21 protein-coding genes are annotated in these 15,659 nt (G+C 57.3%); 10 read left to right on the plus strand and 11 right to left on the minus strand.

The genetic code is table 11. The features are described from left to right. Positions 1 to 94 precede the first annotated feature (94 nt). The 3 genes from AAEZ03_RS13410 to AAEZ03_RS13420 form a co-directional block, all read right to left on the minus strand. Positions 95 to 286, minus strand: a complete 192-nt coding sequence (locus AAEZ03_RS13410; RefSeq protein ID WP_048371254.1) for a PLDc N-terminal domain-containing protein — start codon at positions 284 to 286, stop codon at positions 95 to 97. An 82-nt stretch (positions 287 to 368) separates the two neighbouring features. After that, a complete protein-coding gene (locus AAEZ03_RS13415; RefSeq protein WP_048371256.1) occupies positions 369 to 899 on the minus strand; it encodes a hypothetical protein in 531 nt (176 codons plus the stop codon). A 71-nt stretch (positions 900 to 970) separates the two neighbouring features. Next, a complete protein-coding gene (locus tag AAEZ03_RS13420; protein ID WP_350579270.1) occupies positions 971 to 1,504 on the minus strand; it encodes an ankyrin repeat domain-containing protein in 534 nt (177 codons plus the stop codon). 311 nt (positions 1,505 to 1,815) lie between these two features. Between AAEZ03_RS13420 and AAEZ03_RS13425 the strand changes: the two genes are divergently transcribed. Beyond that, positions 1,816 to 2,094 (plus strand): DUF3509 domain-containing protein, encoded by a 279-nt coding sequence (locus AAEZ03_RS13425; protein ID WP_048371628.1) that lies wholly within the window; start codon positions 1,816 to 1,818, stop codon positions 2,092 to 2,094. Between the two features lie 92 nt (positions 2,095 to 2,186). Here the strand turns inward: AAEZ03_RS13425 and mtnC are convergent, their stop codons facing one another. From mtnC to aroC, 5 genes are all read right to left on the minus strand, one after another. Continuing rightward, positions 2,187 to 2,864 (minus strand): acireductone synthase, encoded by a 678-nt coding sequence (gene mtnC / locus AAEZ03_RS13430; protein ID WP_153327840.1) that lies wholly within the window; start codon positions 2,862 to 2,864, stop codon positions 2,187 to 2,189. A gap of 9 nt (positions 2,865 to 2,873) precedes the next feature. Then, entirely contained in the window at positions 2,874 to 3,419 is a 546-nt protein-coding gene (locus AAEZ03_RS13435; RefSeq protein ID WP_350579274.1) for a 1,2-dihydroxy-3-keto-5-methylthiopentene dioxygenase, read from the minus strand. A gap of 102 nt (positions 3,420 to 3,521) precedes the next feature. After that, entirely contained in the window at positions 3,522 to 4,142 is a 621-nt protein-coding gene (locus AAEZ03_RS13440; RefSeq protein ID WP_350579277.1) for a methylthioribulose 1-phosphate dehydratase, read from the minus strand. Then, positions 4,139 to 5,287, minus strand: coding sequence for an MFS transporter (locus AAEZ03_RS13445; RefSeq protein WP_048371265.1), 1,149 nt, complete (start codon positions 5,285 to 5,287; stop codon positions 4,139 to 4,141). The genes AAEZ03_RS13440 and AAEZ03_RS13445 overlap by 4 nt, the downstream gene beginning before the upstream one ends. Before the next feature lie 34 nt (positions 5,288 to 5,321). Continuing rightward, positions 5,322 to 6,413 (minus strand): chorismate synthase, encoded by a 1,092-nt coding sequence (aroC, locus tag AAEZ03_RS13450; protein ID WP_350579281.1) that lies wholly within the window; start codon positions 6,411 to 6,413, stop codon positions 5,322 to 5,324. Between the two features lie 142 nt (positions 6,414 to 6,555). On the opposite strand from aroC, the gene AAEZ03_RS13455 reads away from it, so the two are divergent. Together AAEZ03_RS13455 and AAEZ03_RS13460 are read left to right on the plus strand one after the other, a co-directional pair. Beyond that, a complete protein-coding gene (locus AAEZ03_RS13455) occupies positions 6,556 to 7,554 on the plus strand; it encodes an alpha/beta hydrolase (protein WP_350579284.1) in 999 nt (332 codons plus the stop codon). Between the two features lie 59 nt (positions 7,555 to 7,613). Further along, positions 7,614 to 8,405 (plus strand): hypothetical protein, encoded by a 792-nt coding sequence (locus AAEZ03_RS13460; RefSeq protein WP_350579287.1) that lies wholly within the window; start codon positions 7,614 to 7,616, stop codon positions 8,403 to 8,405. Between the two features lie 38 nt (positions 8,406 to 8,443). Here AAEZ03_RS13460 and prmB read toward each other — a convergent pair whose 3' ends face one another. After that, complete coding sequence (prmB, locus tag AAEZ03_RS13465) at positions 8,444 to 9,352, minus strand: 50S ribosomal protein L3 N(5)-glutamine methyltransferase (RefSeq protein ID WP_048391125.1); 909 nt, start codon at positions 9,350 to 9,352, stop codon at positions 8,444 to 8,446. A gap of 274 nt (positions 9,353 to 9,626) precedes the next feature. Here prmB and AAEZ03_RS13470 point away from each other — a divergent pair, with 274 nt between their 5' ends. From AAEZ03_RS13470 to AAEZ03_RS13490, 5 genes are all read left to right on the plus strand, one after another. After that, positions 9,627 to 10,217 carry a cysteine hydrolase family protein gene (locus tag AAEZ03_RS13470; protein ID WP_278939525.1) on the plus strand — a complete coding sequence of 197 codons (591 nt, stop codon included), beginning with the start codon at positions 9,627 to 9,629 and terminating at the stop codon, positions 10,215 to 10,217. Positions 10,218 to 10,361: 144 nt separating this feature from the next. After that, entirely contained in the window at positions 10,362 to 10,682 is a 321-nt protein-coding gene (locus AAEZ03_RS13475; RefSeq protein ID WP_350579290.1) for a hypothetical protein, read from the plus strand. A 63-nt stretch (positions 10,683 to 10,745) separates the two neighbouring features. Continuing rightward, positions 10,746 to 11,303, plus strand: a complete 558-nt coding sequence (locus AAEZ03_RS13480; RefSeq protein WP_350579292.1) for a Smr/MutS family protein — start codon at positions 10,746 to 10,748, stop codon at positions 11,301 to 11,303. Between the two features lie 77 nt (positions 11,304 to 11,380). Next, on the plus strand, positions 11,381 to 11,926 hold the full coding sequence (folE, locus tag AAEZ03_RS13485; RefSeq protein WP_048371280.1) for a GTP cyclohydrolase I FolE: 546 nt from the start codon (positions 11,381 to 11,383) through the stop codon (positions 11,924 to 11,926). Between the two features lie 100 nt (positions 11,927 to 12,026). Next, positions 12,027 to 12,398 (plus strand): glutaredoxin family protein, encoded by a 372-nt coding sequence (locus AAEZ03_RS13490; RefSeq protein WP_048391129.1) that lies wholly within the window; start codon positions 12,027 to 12,029, stop codon positions 12,396 to 12,398. Positions 12,399 to 12,472: 74 nt separating this feature from the next. Here AAEZ03_RS13490 and AAEZ03_RS13495 read toward each other — a convergent pair whose 3' ends face one another. Continuing rightward, positions 12,473 to 13,075, minus strand: coding sequence for a glutathione S-transferase family protein (locus tag AAEZ03_RS13495; protein ID WP_350579296.1), 603 nt, complete (start codon positions 13,073 to 13,075; stop codon positions 12,473 to 12,475). An 8-nt stretch (positions 13,076 to 13,083) separates the two neighbouring features. After that, positions 13,084 to 14,250, minus strand: a complete 1,167-nt coding sequence (locus tag AAEZ03_RS13500) for an aminotransferase-like domain-containing protein (protein ID WP_350579299.1) — start codon at positions 14,248 to 14,250, stop codon at positions 13,084 to 13,086. An 82-nt stretch (positions 14,251 to 14,332) separates the two neighbouring features. On the opposite strand from AAEZ03_RS13500, the gene AAEZ03_RS13505 reads away from it, so the two are divergent. Both AAEZ03_RS13505 and AAEZ03_RS13510 read left to right on the plus strand, forming a co-directional pair. Then, positions 14,333 to 14,773, plus strand: coding sequence for a MarR family winged helix-turn-helix transcriptional regulator (locus tag AAEZ03_RS13505; RefSeq protein WP_048371286.1), 441 nt, complete (start codon positions 14,333 to 14,335; stop codon positions 14,771 to 14,773). A gap of 110 nt (positions 14,774 to 14,883) precedes the next feature. Next, positions 14,884 to 15,510, plus strand: a complete 627-nt coding sequence (locus AAEZ03_RS13510) for a LysE family translocator (RefSeq protein ID WP_048391137.1) — start codon at positions 14,884 to 14,886, stop codon at positions 15,508 to 15,510. Positions 15,511 to 15,659 lie beyond the last annotated feature (149 nt).

Raw genomic sequence — 15,659 nt, forward strand, 5'->3', positions numbered from 1 at the left:
TTCTACGACGACGAGCATGACAGGTCGAACCTTGACTCAGACAAACTCAGCGGGTGGCGACAAATAAAGCCGTCGCCACCCGCTGGCCGACGATTTAAATGCGCACATTGCCTCGCGGCCCGGCGATGGCCCAGATAATGAGGCCGAGCACCGGCAAGAAGATAATCAACAGCACCCAAAGGATTTTCATCCCGGTTCCGACGTTACTTTTGAGCACATTGATGATGGCCCAAATATCCAGCGCCAGAATAATCAGACCTACCAGACCATTAAACGTCGACCCCATGGTGATGCTCCTGAGTGAGTGCGTGTTTACTTAGGATAGTCAGCTACGGCGAGGGTTCCGTTTTTTTATTGCAGGCCGGGCATCAAACGTGAACAGCGACCTTCAACGCTTCCAGCGCAGGCGCAGCACTGATACCTACCTCGGCACACAAGGCCAGCACGCGTGGCACGTCATTGCCATACACCAGCACCATTTGCAGTTCATCATCCAGCGGCTGACTCAGATTCAGCAGCACATAGCCGCCGTTCTCCGGGTTCATGCTGCCCATCTGGATCTGGATACGGTTCAACGCCGTCAGCGCTTCGGTTTTGGCCAATTGCTTGGGCTTGATGTTGAAAGGCACGCCAGGACCAAACGAGGCAACGATCTGGGTGAACAGGTCGACATAGGTGTCAGCCTGGAACAGGACGGTTTCCGGCAGGCTGCCAATGACGACCCACTCGCCCAACGCAATAGGGTAAGTGTCGTCGTAGTTGATGTCCGGGTTTGCCGCCAGAAAAGCGTCTTGATCAGCGTAGGCTTGTGCTGCTTCGTCAGCGATTTTTGCAATTTCTTCGTCGCCCATGCACCCAGAGCTGATTTTGCTGATGAGTTCAACGAGAGTGTTTTTCATGGGCAAGGCCTGTCACAAGGAAAATTGAGGGCGCGCAGGATATATCAATTGCGCGCCTCAAGGGCATGTAATCAGCCCAACAACTCGTTCAACAGAGCGATGCTATCGTTTGCGCCCATGGTCTTGGCAGCATCCAGCGCAGTGATCTCATTGGCATCCTTGGCTTTTGGATCGGCGCCTTTGCTGATCAGGTACTTAATGATTTCGGTGCGATTAAACATCGCAGCCATCATCAAGGCGGTACGACCATCAAACGAAGCGCCTTCAACCTGCGCCCCGCCCTCGATCAGGGTTTTGACCATCTCCAAATCGCCTTTGAACGCCGCGCCAGCAATCGGGCTTTGACCGTTGTCATTGCGAATTTCAGGGTCAGCCTTGTGCTCAAGCAATACCTTCACAGCGTCAACATGCCCGTGATAGCTGGCCAGCATCAGCAAGGTGTCGCCTTTGTGGTTACGCAAATTAGGCGGCAAGCCCTTGCTCATCAGAGCTGCCAGCATGGCGGCGTCGCCCTCGCGGGCTTTATTGAAAACCTGCTCGGCAAACTCAGCCGCTTCCTCGGGGGTCATCTGCCGTTGCTGATCGGCTGGCTTGTTGTCTGACATTTGAGGCTCCAGGTTGACTACAGAAAGCCGTAGTTTCCCGAGAGCGGCCAACGGTGTCATCCCCTTTTTACTCAAGAGCGGCATAGAGACAATCAATCGGTAAACGACTTTTGTACAAACACTCCACCAAACTGTGTGATTGGGCAAAATGCAGGATGCATGATGGCCATTCATGCAAAATGCACGAATCCTGCATCACTACAAAACTACAAGTCATTGATTTAAAAGGATTTTATTAGATAGACGTACTGGCACAATCACTGCAACTACCTCTCCATGCAAGCACAGATGAGCTAATGGAGCTGATTGACATGAGCCTGATCCAAGAAAAATTCGCGTCCCTATTTTCGAACTACACCGTCAACGTTAAGCCCCGCCCGGATGGTGGAGTATTGCTGACGTTGTGTGACAGCGAAGGTAAACAGACTCAGCGGGTCATTTCATACGCGCAGTTGCACACCGCAGAGCAACTGACTTGGGTGATCAGCGCGATTCGTCGTGATCTGGCAGGTACGGCCAGCGAACTGCCGACCATTTCACTGCTGCAAAGCCAGCACCGCTTTGCCCTGCCGACCTATCACACGCGTTGATAAAAGCCTGATCAAACTGCAGGAGCGAGCTTGCCTCGCGATCTTTCCAACTTCAAAGATCGCAAGCAAGCTCGCTCCTTCACGTTCAAAGATTAAATATCTATATCGGCAAAGCTGCTGACCGTCAGATGATCACCCAACTTCTTCCCGCCTTCTCGCGCCAGACCACAGGTTTGCATGCCGGCTTGTTGTGCCGCGTCCAGCTCTTCGACGATGTCCGATAGAAACAGGATTTTCCCCGCCGGGCAGCCGATGGCTTCGGTGATGTGCCGGTACGATTGGGCTTCGCGCTTGGGCCCGGACGTGGTGTCGAAATAGCCACTGAACAAGGGGGTCAGATCACCCGCCTCCGAACAGCCAAAAATCAGTTGTTGCGCCTGGATCGAACCTGACGAGTACACGTACAAGTCATAGCCCTTTTCATGCCAGGCCTTGAGGGCCTCGACGGCATCCGGGTAGACGTGCCCTTTCAACTCGCCCGCCTCGTAACCCTGCTTCCAGATCATGCCCTGCAGCGCCTTAAGCGGCGTGGCTTTGCGGTCTTCGGCGATCCACTGTTGGAGGATCTCGATCACCCGCTCAACGTCCGCCTCGGGCTCGCCGCTGTCCAGACGCACCGCCCCCAGTTGCATCGCAACCTCAGGGTCTTCGGCATGTTCACGGACGAAGTCAGGCAGGTGTTTGGCCGCAAATGGAAACAACACGTCAAACACAAAGCTGACGGCGCTGGTGGTGCCTTCAATGTCAGTGAGGATGGCTTTGATCGGCATACGGTGTCCTTAGTCTTCGAGGCGCGGGAAGCGGCTGGCGATGTCTTCGCCGGTAAAGTTGGCAACCCAGCCTTCAGGGTTGTTAAACAACCGGATGGCCACAAAGTGCGGGTGCTCGCCCATGTCAAACCAATGCGGGGTGCCCGCTGGCACTGAGATCAGGTCGTTTTTTTCGCACAGCACGGCATACACATAGTCGCCAATATGCAAGGTAAACAGCCCACGGCCTGCTACGAAGAAGCGCACTTCATCTTCGCCATGACGGTGTTCATCGAGGAACTTGGCGCGCAACTCGGCTTTTTGCGGGTGGTCGCTGTTAAGGCTGATGACATCAACAGTGACGTAGCCCTGCTCAGTCATCAATTGATCAATCTGCGTGCGGTAGGCATCGATCACTTCGTCCTGACTGGCGCCCGGCTGGATCGGCGCAGCCGCCTGCCAGCGCTCAAAGCGCACGCCCTGCTCGCCCAGCGTGGAGGCGATGTCTTCAAGGTGGGTCAATACCTTGTTGGGTATTTCCGGGCTTGAAACGTGGTAAACAGAAAGGCTGCTCATGGGGGTAGTTCCTCAGCTTCGGCGTGCACTTTCGGCTTTTTCCAGGCCGTTCAGGCAGACCGTTGAAATCAGGCGGCGAGCTTCTTCGACGTGAAGTCAGCGTTAACGGTTAAGCACAGCGCGGGTTTTCAACTCGCATTCAAACAAAAACTCAAAAGCTTCGATCTGGCGCAAGGCATCGCTCATGCGCGCACCCCACGTATACAGACCGTGCCCACGAATCAGGTAACCCACGCAGTCAGGGTGCGCCTCAAGCCAGGGCTGAACCTTGGCGGCCAGTCGCTCGATATCCTGATCGTTGTCAAAAATCGGCACAAGGACTGTCGACTCATGGGTCGACACACCACTGAAAGCCTTTTGCAGTTCGTAGTCTTCAAATTCGATGCTGTCACCCGGCGTCAGCCGCGACAACACCGTGGCATTCACCGAATGCGTGTGCAACACCGCGCCGATCTCCGGGCGCCAGCTGTACAGCTGAGTGTGCAGCAAGGTTTCCGCAGAAGGCTTTTTGCCCGGTTCCAGGCTGTTGCCTGACAAATCCGTGGACAGCACATCATCAATGCCCAACTGGCCCTTGTGCTTGCCAGACACCGTCAGCAGCGCCTCGGTGGCCGATAGCCGGGCCGAGTAGTTGCTGCTGGTGGCCGGCGACCAGCCGCGACCATATAAAAAACGCCCGGCTTCAATGATTTCCAGGCTCAAGTGTTCACGGGTAAGGCTCATGCCCTGTCCTCTTGCAATCGAGTAGCGATGATAACGGCTGCAGCCAGTGCTGCGAGGCTTGCCATACTAAAGGTGATAGTCGGCCCGAGTGTGTTCCAGCTGTAACCGGCATAAAGCGCGCCCGCCGCGCCGCCCATTCCGGCCAGGGTGGCGTAGAGCGCTTGCCCCTGCCCTTGTTGACCAGGCCCGAAACTGCGCTGCACGAAACTCATGGCCGATGCATGAAAACTGCCAAACGTTGCCGCGTGCATCAACTGCGCCAACAGCAACACCCACAGGTATTCGGCAAATGATCCCAGCAACAGCCAGCGCAAGGCAGCCAAGGCAAAGCTGGCCATCAATACGCGCCGCAACGAAAACTTGAGCAGGATGCGGCGCATGGCCAAAAACATCAGGACCTCAGCCACAACCCCCAACGCCCACAGCATACCGATCACGCCACGGCTGTAACCCAGGCTTTCAAGGTGCAAGGTGATGAAGGTGTAATACGGGCCATGGCTCAGTTGCATCAGCGCAACAGTCACATAAAACGCAATCACGCCGGGGCTGCGCAATTGCTTGAAAAAGCCGCCCTCGTGAGGTTTACGCCCCTGATTCGAAGGCTGGGCATTGGGCACCCACAAGCTGCACAACACTATGCCGCCCATGATCACCACCAGCGCCACCGGGTAAATATCCAGGCTCAGCCATTCAAACAGGCGACCCAGAATCACCACGGTGAGGATAAAACCAATCGACCCCCACAAACGCACCTGGCTGTAACGCTCCGGTTGTTCGCGCAGGTGAGCAAAGGTGATGACTTCAAACTGCGGCAGCACTGCGTGCCAGAAGAACGCATGCAACGCCATCACCAGCGCCAGCCAGGCGTAGCTCTTGCTGATAAAGATCAGACTGAAGCCGAGCAAGGTGCACAACGCACCCAGCCGCACGATCAGCAGACGCTTGCCGGTGTAATCACCCAGCCAGCCCCACAAGTTGGGCGCCACGCAGCGCATCAGCATGGGAATGGCGACCAACTCGCCGATGCGCGCGCTGGAGAATCCGAGGTGATGGAAGTACAGCGCCAGAAAAGGCGCTGTAGCACCGAGCAAAGCGAAGTAAAAAAGGTAAAACCCTGACAAACGCCAGTAAGGAAGAGGCGCCATTGCCATCAGACCATGGCGCTCAACGACCGCTGAATCACAATTGGCCCAGCACAGGCGTCGTCACACGCACATCGGCGTTTTGCCCGCGATGACGCAACAGGTGGTCCATCAGCACGATGGCCATCATGGCTTCGGCAATCGGGGTCGCCCGAATGCCAACGCACGGGTCATGACGACCTTTGGTGATGACGTCGACCGGGTTGCCGTCTTTATCAATCGAGCGGCCCGTCGTGGTGATGCTTGACGTAGGCTTGAGCGCCAGGTGCGCCACGATGGGCTGGCCCGACGAAATACCGCCCAAAATGCCGCCCGCATTGTTGCTCACAAAGCCCTGCGGGGTCAGTTCATCACGGTGCTCGGTGCCGCGCTGGGCAACGCTGGCAAAGCCGGCGCCGATTTCGATGCCTTTGACCGCATTGATGCTCATCAAGGCGTGCGCCAGATCAGCATCCAGACGGTCGAAAATTGGCTCGCCCAACCCCGGAATCACACCTTCGGCCACCACGGTGATCTTGGCCCCAACCGAGTCCTGATCACGGCGCAGTTGGTCCATGTAGGCTTCAAGCTCTGGCACTTTGTCCGGATCAGGGCTGAAAAAGGCGTTTTCTTCGACCGAATCCCAGGTTTTGAACGGGATTTCAATCGGGCCCAACTGGCTCATGTAGCCGCGAATCACAATGCCCTGGGTCGCCAAATACTTTTTGGCGATCGCCCCGGCCGCTACCCGCATGGCAGTTTCACGTGCAGAACTGCGTCCACCTCCGCGATAATCGCGCTCGCCGTATTTGTGGTGGTAGGTGTAGTCGGCGTGGGCCGGGCGGAACAGGTCCTTGATCGCCGAGTAGTCCTTGGACTTCTGATCGGTATTGCGGATCAACAAACCGATGGCGCACCCGGTGGTGCGGCCTTCAAACACACCGGATAGAATCTCGACTTCGTCGGCTTCCTGACGCTGTGTGGTGTGGCGGCTAGTGCCCGGTTTGCGGCGGTCCAGGTCACGTTGCAGGTCTTCAAGAGACAGCTCGAGCCCGGGTGGACAGCCATCTACAATAGCGACCAACGCCGGACCATGGCTTTCGCCTGCGGTGGTAACAGTGAACAGCTTGCCGAAGGTATTGCCGGACATTCAGGGCGCTCCGTGAAAATCAGCCTAAAAACTAAGCTTGGATAACTAAGCGCGCCAGTATACGCAGGCTGCCTCTGTAGTTCATCCTCCAACCTTACTCATCCGGTGTTGTGTAACCGGCACTTTCAACAATGATGGCGTGATGATGCTGCGAATACTCCTTCTGGTTCTAACCCTGTTTGGTACTCAGGCCTTTGCGGCGACTCAGTCCAACGTCTTGCTGCGCCCCATCGAGCTGGATACCGGCTCCGGTACTCTGTACGGCTCGCTGGTGTTGCCAAAAAGTGACAAGCCGGTGCCGGTGGTCCTGCTTATTGCTGGTTCCGGGCCTACCGACCGCGATGGCAACAACCCGATTGGCGGGCGCAACGACAGCTTGAAAAAACTCGCCTGGCGTTTGGCGCAAAACAACATTGCCAGCGTGCGCTTTGACAAACGCGGCATTGCGCAAAGCCAGCCGGCCGCGCCGGATGAGCGCCAACTGAGCGTCGACCAATACGTCAACGACGCCGTGGCCTGGGGCGACAAGCTCAAGGCCGACCCGCGTTTTGGCAAAGTGTTTTTGCTCGGCCACAGCGAAGGCGCGCTGATTGCCGTCCTGGCCGCCCCGCGCATCGACGCCGCCGGGGTCATCTCGATTGCCGGTTCCGGGCGCCCTATTGGTCAGTTGCTGCGTGAACAATTGCAGCGCAACAACTTGCCGCCGGCCCTGCTCAAACGCAGCTTTGAACTGATCACCAGCCTCGAAGCCGGGCACACCGACGATAACGTGCCGCCAGCCCTTGAAGCGATCTTTCGCCCAAGCGTGCAGCCTTACCTGATCAGCCTGCTGCGCTATAACCCGGCCAAAGCCTTCGCTGCACTGAAAATGCCGGCGATGATTATTCAGGGCACCCACGACATTCAGGTCGAGGTCAAAGATGCGCGCCTGCTTAAAGCCGCCAAGCCAGATGCATCCCTGACCCTGGTACACGGCATGAACCACGTCATGCGCATTGTGCCGATGGACATCAAACGCCAGGTGCTGTCCTACAACGACCCCAACCAACGCCTCGCGGGTGAAGTCGGTGACCGGATTGTGCGCTTTATCGCAAAAGTGAATGCCGCTCAGCCCTCCAGTCCTGCGCATAACGGCCGATAAAACATTGTCGGCCGTCTTCATTGAGCCGACATATCGTGCTTGCACAGGATTTTGCCGTTATGAGCGACACCCCATCACAACCTGCCGACTCGCCAGAGCCGGCCACGCCCGAGGCGCCCCCGCGACCTTGGGCTGACGTGCAGCCCGAGCATTTCAAAATGCTGCGCCTGGCGCCCTTACCCACCGATCGCAGCACCGGGGCGCGGCCTTTGCGCTTCGTCCAGTTTGGTTATGCCGAGCGCCACAACAAAGAGCAGAGCTTGCTGCGCCTGAGCATTTCGCTGCCCGGTCAACAGGTCCGCAAAGAGCAAAACCAGCTCGATATCTGGCTTGATCACACCACCCAACTTGCCAGCATCAGCCCTGAACGCGGCGTGCTGGTTGAGCCGCTGAACCGGGGTATCGGGCGCTTTCTCATGGCCCAGGGCGCGCAGTGGGTACAGAAAAAATGGTCACGCTATCGCTTTGAAAGCTACGACTTGCCGACCAAGGACGCCCTGCACGAAGACATGCGCCTGCGCCGCGACCATTGCTTGCGCACCCAGGGCTTTGACGTGATCTATGAAGACGCCCTGCATCGCAAGGCGCGGATCGAAACGGGGCTTGCGGCGGATTTGTACAACACCTGGAACAGCGAAAAAATCCAGTTTGTCGAGATTCTCGAAGCGGCGCAGATGCTCCAGCAGGCCGAACAGAACTTGCAGGAACAAGAGCTGAAGCTGCGCGAAAAAGACGAGAAGATCAGCAAGTTCAAGCGTGAAGACACCGGCTTACGCTTCACCATCACCTGCCTGGTGGCGTTCGCCGTGTTTCAGGCCGCCTTACTGATCTGGATTGCCACCCATCGCTGAAGGCAGGCCCCCTTGCAGGGCCTGCCGGGTTTCAGCCCTTAAACCCGTGCAGCAAACAGCGCCTGATGCTCGCGGCACTGCTCAGCGGTCAGCATAAACACGCCGTGGCCGCCATGTTCAAAGTCGAGCCAGGCAAAATCCACTTCCGGGTACAGCGCTTCAACATGCACCTGGCTGTTGCCAACTTCGACAATCAACAAACCTTTGTCGGTCAGGTGATCCGCTGCTTCGGCCAGCATCCGCCGTACCAGGTTCAAACCGTCATCACCGCAGGCCAGGCCCAGCTCAGGCTCATGCTGATACTCGGCAGGCATGTCGGCAAAGTCTTCGGCATCCACATACGGCGGGTTCGACACAATCAAGTCAAAGCGCTGGCCCGGCAAGCCATCAAAGCCATCGCCCTGCACCGTGTACACACGCTCATCGACGCCGTGACGCTCAATGTTCTGATTGGCCACTTCCAGCGCTTCAAACGACAGATCCGCCAGCACCACCTCGGCATTCTGGAACTCATCGGCACACGCGATACCGATGCAGCCCGAGCCGGTGCACAAGTCGAGAATGCGCGCCGGTTCAACGCCCAGCCATGGCTCGAAACGCTTTTCGATCAACTCACCGATCGGTGAACGCGGAATCAACACGCGCTCATCGACAATAAACGACATGCCGCAGAACCAGGCTTCGCCCAACAGGTACGCCGTGGGCACGCGCTCCTCGATGCGGCGCTTGAGCAAATGCTGAAGGTTCACCAGTTCGTCGTCTTCAAGGCGGCAATCGAGGTAGCTGTCGGCAATTTCCCACGGCAGGTTCAACGCACCCAACACCAGTTGACGAGCCTCGTCCCAAGCGTTGTCGGTGCCATGACCAAAAAATAGATCTTCCCTGTGAAAATGGCTAACAGCCCAGCGAATATGGTCGCGCAGTGTGCGCAGTCGGGAAGTGATCAACGGTCTTACTCCTCAAAATCGACCCACGATTCTAACAGCCAAATTCCGACGCGGCCAAAGTTGTGCCCGACGGTGATCCGGGGCACTCATTTGTACGCGTCTGAATCCGTTACAAAAAACTTAAAAACGTTACATTTCGTAGGTTTATGCACGTTTGCAATGTTTCTTGACATCGCTGTAGGCCAACAACGGCGTGGCTTACACGACTGCCCATTCACATAAACGCTCGGCCAGTGGAGAATGTCGCAAAAGCCCCACTCAAAGGAGCCCCCGAATGTCCGCTTTAAAGACGATGTTTCAACTCACTGGGCGTGGTTATGCCGCAGCTAATCTGAGCAATGCCAGCCTGCTGATCATCGATGCGCAAAACGAATACCTCAGCGGCCCGCTGGCCCTGTCCGGAATGAAAGCCGCGACTGACAACATCGCCCGGCTCCTCAAAGCAGCCCGTGAGGCCAAACGCCCGGTGGTACACGTTCGCCATCTGGGCACGGTCGGCGGCATGTTCGACCCGCAAGGCCCACGCGGCGAGTTCATCGCCGGGCTTGAGCCGACAGGCGATGAAGTGGTTATCGAGAAGCGCATGCCCAACGCCTTCAACGACACCCGCCTGCGAGAAGCACTGGAAACACAGGGTCATCTGGACCTGATCGTCTGCGGCTTCATGAGCCACTCCAGCGTCAGCACCACCGTGCGCGCCGCCAAAGACTACGGCTTTCGCTGCACCCTGGTCGAAGATGCCTGCGCCACCCGCGACCTGCCCACCGCCAACGGCGTCATCAGTGCGGCAGACGTGCAGCGAACCGAAATGGCGATCATGAATGACAACTTCGCCACCCTGGCCCAAACCAAAAACCTCATCTGAGCCTGCCACTGATAGGCGGCGCCCTTTGACCGCCTATCTGCACCCTTGCTGTGCGCCAGCTTGAACTCCGATTTCGGAGCACCTCAGGAACAACCCGCCCATGTTCCTGTCTGAAGGGCCGATACCCTATAAGGAAAGATCGGAATGAAGATCTCCGATGGTTTTGATGCACGACGCTTACGCCCTAAAGAACACCGAAACTGGCGCGCATGGCTGATTCTGACCCTCGCTGCCCTGCTGACACTGGCAGGGATAGCATTACTGTTGACCGGCGCCAGCAGCCTGATCGGCCACCCGGCAGCTCTGGGCGACCTGAACGCCAACCCCACCGCAGCGGCGCTGGTGCTGATCGCCGGGCTACTGGTCAGTTGGCTGGGCATCTGGCTATGGCGCCGCAGCCGTCGGCGTATGCGTGCACCGTTTGGCTTGAACATGGCGCCGCACCTGATGAAAAAGCGCGACTAATACACATCGGCCTGCCGAATGTCGTCGACTTGGGTAAACTGTGCGCCCTTCGCGGAGGCTGACATGCAAGACGACGACTTTTCCCTGTTCAAAAACGAGATTCGCGGTGTCAAACCGATCAAGCATGATCGCGCCGACACCGGCAAACCCAAAACTGACCGTGCGCAACTGGCCAAACTGCGGCAAAACGCAATTGTGCGCAGCAATGCCACGATCATTGACGGTTTGTCTGACCAGTTTGTGATTGATGTCGGCCCCGAAGATCAACTGCACTGGGCCCGCGATGGCGTGCAAGAAAGCCAGATGCGCAAACTCAAGCTGGGCCAGATCAGCTTCGAAGGCAGCCTGGACCTGCACGGCATGACCGTCGAAAAGGCCCGCGAAACACTCTGGGAGTTCCTCGGCGAAGCCACCCGCCTTGAAGTCCGCTGCGTACGCGTCACCCATGGCAAAGCCGTGCGTCTGGACGGCAAAAAACCCATGATCAAAAGCCACGTCAACACCTGGTTGCGCCAACATGCCCAAGTCCTGGGTTTCTGCTCCTGCCAGGCCAAACATGGCGGCGCCGGTGCCGTTTACGTCATGCTCAAACGCACCATGATGGAAGGCCGCGACGAGTAACCGCGCATCGCCACACTTGCAGCGCCGAGTCAGCCCCCGTACCCTTGCCCTTTGCGAAAAATCCCACAGGTAGATTAATGTCCCTGGAACAAAACTACACCGCCATCCTCGGTCAGCTTGGCGAAGACGTCTCCCGCGAAGGTCTGCTGGACACGCCCAAGCGTGCCGCCAAAGCCATGAAATACCTTTGCCGCGGTTATGAGCAGACCCTCGAAGAAGTCACCAACGGTGCCTTGTTCAGCTCTGACAACAGCGAAATGGTGCTGGTCAAGGACATCGAGTTGTACTCGTTGTGCGAACACCACTTGCTGCCTTTTATCGGCAAGGCGCACGTGGCCTACATTCCAAGCGGTAAAGTGCTGGGCTTGTCGAAAGTCGCACGCATCGTCGACATGTATGCCCGTCGCCTGCAGATTCAAGAGAACCTGAGCCGTCAGATCGCCGACGCGGTGATGCAAGTCACTGGCGCCCTGGGCGTTGCCGTGGTGATTGAAGCCAAGCACATGTGCATGATGATGCGCGGTGTCGAGAAGCAAAACTCGTCGATGATCACTTCGGTGATGCTGGGTGAGTTCCGCGAAAACGCGGCCACACGCAGTGAGTTTCTCAGCCTGATCAAGTAATCCGGGCATAAAAGAGCCGGCGTTCATCGCCGGTTTTTTTTCGCCTGGCTGTTTCGGCTAAGCTCCCTCCTTTATTTATTTGCCCATGAGGCTTTCTACTGTGTTTATCAAAGCGCTTCGCATCGGTTTGGGCCAATTGATCATCGCCGGGGATTTCATTACCCGCCCCAGCAAAAAACAGCGCCCTGCTGCTGACCAGGCAAAAGTTGATCAAGCGGCCAAAAGCCTGACCCTGTATCAGTTCCACGCCTGCCCGTTTTGCGTCAAAACCCGCCGCAACCTGCGCCGCCTGAATGTGCCGGTGGCCCTGCGCGACGCGAAAAACAACGAGCAAGATCGCCAGACCCTGCTGGAGCAAGGCGGCAAGATCAAAGTGCCTTGCCTGCGGATCGAAGAAGACGGCAAGACCACCTGGATGTATGACTCCAAAGTGATCATTGAGTACCTGAACACGCGGTTTGCCAGCGTTTAAACGCCAGTAACAGCCGCAAGCTGCGATGTATTGATGTTTAAAATCAACCCATCGCAGCCTGCGGCAGCTCCAGCTTAATCCAGCATCCCGACATAGCGCGGTTGGCTCGCCACGCGCTGTATCCAGGCCTGGATCCCCGGGAACCTGCTCAGATCAAACCCGCCCTGATGCGCCACGTGGGTGTAGGCATACAGCGTCACGTCAGCAATCGAGAAGTGCTCACCCACCAGATACGGCGTGCGTTGCAATTGCTGCTCCATCACCTCCAGCGCCCTGTAACCGCGCTTTTGCAGCTTGCGGTATTCCTCTAGGCGCTCTTCGGGCAAGCCCAGATAGAACTGGATAAACCGCGCCACCGCAATGTAGGGCTCGTGGCTGTACTGTTCAAAAAACTGCCACTGTAAAACCTGGGTGCGCAAACGCGGCTCGGTAGGCAAGTAGCCACTGCCATCTGCCAGGTAGTTGAGAATCGCATTGGACTCCCACAGGCAGGTGCCGTCTTCCAGCTCCAGCACCGGCACTTTGCCGTTCGGGTTTTTTGCCAGGAACTCAGGGGTTTGTGTGTCGCCATTGAGAATGTCGACCGACTGCCACTCATATTCCAGGCCCAGCAGGTGCAGCATCAGCTTGATTTTGTAGCAGTTGCCCGAGTTGTAATCGCCATAAACCTTGAGCATCGCAACTCCTAAGCCGCCTGTGCGGCGTGTGCTTGACGGATAACCATTGCCAGACGCTTGAGACCTTCGTGCAAGCGCTCCGGATCAATGTGACTGAAGTTCAAACGCAGACTCCCCACGTTCTGGTCCGGGTCGGCGAAGAACGGCTCACCCGGCATAAACGCGACGTCTTGTGCCAGCGCTGGCTTGAGCAGGGTGCGGGTATCCAGCGGCTGCTTGAGGGTCAGCCAGAAAAATAGCCCACCCTGCGGCATCTGCCAATCCGCCAGGTCCGAAAAGTGTTCTTCCAGCGCGGCCTGGAAGCCGTCACGGCGCACGCGGTAAAAATCACGCAACACCGCCAAATGGTTGGCCATTTTCTCGGTGCCGATCCACTGCAACGCCTGCCATTGGCCAATACGGTTGGTGTGCAAATCCGCCGACTGTTTAAGCCGCAGCAAATGCGGAAACAAATCCGGGCTGGCAATCAGGAAGCCCACGCGCAGGCCCGGCAACAGGGTTTTCGACACCGTGCCGGTGTAGATCCAGCTGGCTGTTTTCAAGCGACTGACAATCGGCGTCGCGCTGCCGCCATCAAAGTTCAGTTCGCGGTACGGCTCGTCTTCAATCAGGGTGACACCGAACTCGTCGAGCAGCGCGGCCACGGCGTCGCGCTTGGCTTCGCTGTAACGCACGGCAGACGGGTTCTGAAAGGTCGGAATCAAATAGATAAAGGCCGGGCGGTGTTTAGCCAACTGAACACGCAACGCTGCCAGGTCCGGGCCATCGGCCTGTAGCGGGAAGGTCAGGCATTCGGCGCCGAACAGTTGGAAGATTTGCAGCGCCGCCAGATAGGTCGGTGCTTCGAGCATGATTTCGGTGCCTTTGTCGATGTACAGCTTGGCTGCCAGGTCGAGTGCCTGTTGCGAACCGCTGAGCACCAGCACCTGGCTCGCCTCACAGTTGACTCCTAACGCACGAGCCTCTGCGGCCAGCGCCTCACGCAGGGCCGGTTCGCCTTCGCTCATGCCGTACTGGCCCAGAGCGACGGGCATGTCGGTCCAGTCGACTTTAGGCAGCATCGACTCTGCCGGTAGCCCGCCGGCAAAGGACATGACTTCCGGACGCTGAGCAGCCGCCAGAATTTCACGGATCAAAGAACTTTTAAGGCGCGATACACGTTCGGAGAAAGCCATTGAGGTCACCCGTAGCAGAAATCATTGGAAATAAGTCAAACTGGTTGACCGAAATTACGCCTCAGCGACTGGATACGTCAATATGCTTGACCTTAAAAACCCGACCACCCAGCGTGCAGCCATGCAAGCCTTCTTCTTTGGCTACCAGGCGTTCACGGCCAAGGCCGACGAGATGCTCGCCCGGCGCGGACTGAGCCGGGTTCATCAGCGCATCGTGTTTTTCATCGCCCATTACCCCGGCGTCAGCGTCAAGGAACTGCTCACCTTGCTCGGCGTGAGCAAGCAAGCCCTCAATACGCCGTTGCGCCAATTAATCGAAATGGATTTGGTCGTCAGCGTGGTGCCGCCCTCCGACAAGCGCAAACGCCTGCTGGAACTGACCGCCGACGGTGTCCGCTTTGAAGCCAGCCTGCGCCGCGAACAGGTTAAATTGCTGCAACGGGTGTTCGAACAAGCCGGTGAAGAAGCGGTGAACGGCTGGCTGACGATCAATCAGGCGCTGGGGCAAAGCCGTTCAAGCTGACAAACCTGATAATTTGAAAACAATACTTGCTTTATTTGTATACAAACGCATAAATCAGCAGACCCCGATCGTGCAACGGGAAACGCTTGTACGGGTATATGGAGAAAGTAATGAGTCTGGAAACCTGGCTGCTGTTCAGCAGTGCCGCCTTGGTCGTGATCCTGATTCCAGGGCCACTGTCATTATTGATGATCAGCAACAGCCTGAACTACGGCTTACGCCGTTCTTACCCGGCGTTTTTGGGTGGGGTGATTGCCTCGATTTGCTTGCTCAGCGCTTCGGCACTGGGCTTGGGCGCCTTGTTGCTGGCATCGGAGCAATTGTTCAGCGCCCTTAAAATCGTCGGCGCGCTCTACCTGTTCTACCTGGCCTGGCAAAGCTGGAAGCAATCGCGCCAACCGGCAAGAGCCACTACAGTGCCGGACGCCGCACCAAAACCGCGCTTTCGCGCACTCTTTGGGCGCGCGTTTGTGCTCGGCGCCAGCAACCCGAAAGACATTTTGTTCTTTGCCGCGTTCTTGCCGCAGTTTCTTGACCCCAACCAACCCTTTTTGGGGCAACTGCTGGTGATGATCGCCACCTGGACCGTACTCGACCTGCTCTGCAAGCTGGCCTACGGCCTGGGCGCCCATGGCGCGGCGAGCTACCTGCGCAGCGGCAAGGGGCAAAGCTGGTTCAATAAGGTCAGCGCCGGCTTGTTCAGCGTGGCGGGCACGGCCTCGTTGTTGAGCCGTTAGAAAATACCAACCCTGTAGCCGCTGCCGCAGGCTGCGATTGAGCCCGAAGGGGTCACGCTTTTAGAAGCGAAGGTCCTTCGGACCTTATCGCAGCCTGCGGCAGCGGCTACAGGGTTTTGCTTAAATCGCGGGCAAAAAAAAGCCCGCAG

Source organism: Pseudomonas sp. HY2-MNA-CIBAN-0224 (genome assembly GCF_040310285.1).
Taxonomy (GTDB): domain Bacteria; phylum Pseudomonadota; class Gammaproteobacteria; order Pseudomonadales; family Pseudomonadaceae; genus Aquipseudomonas; species Aquipseudomonas helleri.

Excerpts from the sequence above, each read along its gene's own strand:
- AAEZ03_RS13460 (WP_350579287.1), top strand. The coding sequence starts at position 7,614 with ATGAGCGACACCCCATCACAACCTGCCGACTCGCCAGAGCCGGCCACG.
- AAEZ03_RS13455 (WP_350579284.1), top strand. The coding sequence starts at position 6,556 with ATGATGCTGCGAATACTCCTTCTGGTTCTAACCCTGTTTGGTACTCAG.
- AAEZ03_RS13435 (WP_350579274.1), bottom strand. The coding sequence starts at position 3,419 with ATGAGCAGCCTTTCTGTTTACCACGTTTCAAGCCCGGAAATACCCAAC.
- AAEZ03_RS13425 (WP_048371628.1), top strand. The coding sequence starts at position 1,816 with ATGAGCCTGATCCAAGAAAAATTCGCGTCCCTATTTTCGAACTACACC.
- AAEZ03_RS13510 (WP_048391137.1), top strand. The coding sequence starts at position 14,884 with ATGAGTCTGGAAACCTGGCTGCTGTTCAGCAGTGCCGCCTTGGTCGTG.
- aroC (WP_350579281.1), bottom strand. The coding sequence starts at position 6,413 with ATGTCCGGCAATACCTTCGGCAAGCTGTTCACTGTTACCACCGCAGGC.
- AAEZ03_RS13495 (WP_350579296.1), bottom strand. The coding sequence starts at position 13,075 with ATGCTCAAGGTTTATGGCGATTACAACTCGGGCAACTGCTACAAAATC.
- mtnC (WP_153327840.1), bottom strand. The coding sequence starts at position 2,864 with ATGCCGATCAAAGCCATCCTCACTGACATTGAAGGCACCACCAGCGCC.
- folE (WP_048371280.1), top strand. The coding sequence starts at position 11,381 with ATGTCCCTGGAACAAAACTACACCGCCATCCTCGGTCAGCTTGGCGAA.
- AAEZ03_RS13470 (WP_278939525.1), top strand. The coding sequence starts at position 9,627 with ATGTCCGCTTTAAAGACGATGTTTCAACTCACTGGGCGTGGTTATGCC.
- AAEZ03_RS13410 (WP_048371254.1), bottom strand. The coding sequence starts at position 286 with ATGGGGTCGACGTTTAATGGTCTGGTAGGTCTGATTATTCTGGCGCTG.
- AAEZ03_RS13420 (WP_350579270.1), bottom strand. The coding sequence starts at position 1,504 with ATGTCAGACAACAAGCCAGCCGATCAGCAACGGCAGATGACCCCCGAG.
- AAEZ03_RS13440 (WP_350579277.1), bottom strand. The coding sequence starts at position 4,142 with ATGAGCCTTACCCGTGAACACTTGAGCCTGGAAATCATTGAAGCCGGG.
- AAEZ03_RS13445 (WP_048371265.1), bottom strand. The coding sequence starts at position 5,287 with ATGGCGCCTCTTCCTTACTGGCGTTTGTCAGGGTTTTACCTTTTTTAC.
- AAEZ03_RS13480 (WP_350579292.1), top strand. The coding sequence starts at position 10,746 with ATGCAAGACGACGACTTTTCCCTGTTCAAAAACGAGATTCGCGGTGTC.
- AAEZ03_RS13475 (WP_350579290.1), top strand. The coding sequence starts at position 10,362 with ATGAAGATCTCCGATGGTTTTGATGCACGACGCTTACGCCCTAAAGAA.
- AAEZ03_RS13415 (WP_048371256.1), bottom strand. The coding sequence starts at position 899 with ATGAAAAACACTCTCGTTGAACTCATCAGCAAAATCAGCTCTGGGTGC.
- AAEZ03_RS13500 (WP_350579299.1), bottom strand. The coding sequence starts at position 14,250 with ATGGCTTTCTCCGAACGTGTATCGCGCCTTAAAAGTTCTTTGATCCGT.
- AAEZ03_RS13505 (WP_048371286.1), top strand. The coding sequence starts at position 14,333 with ATGCTTGACCTTAAAAACCCGACCACCCAGCGTGCAGCCATGCAAGCC.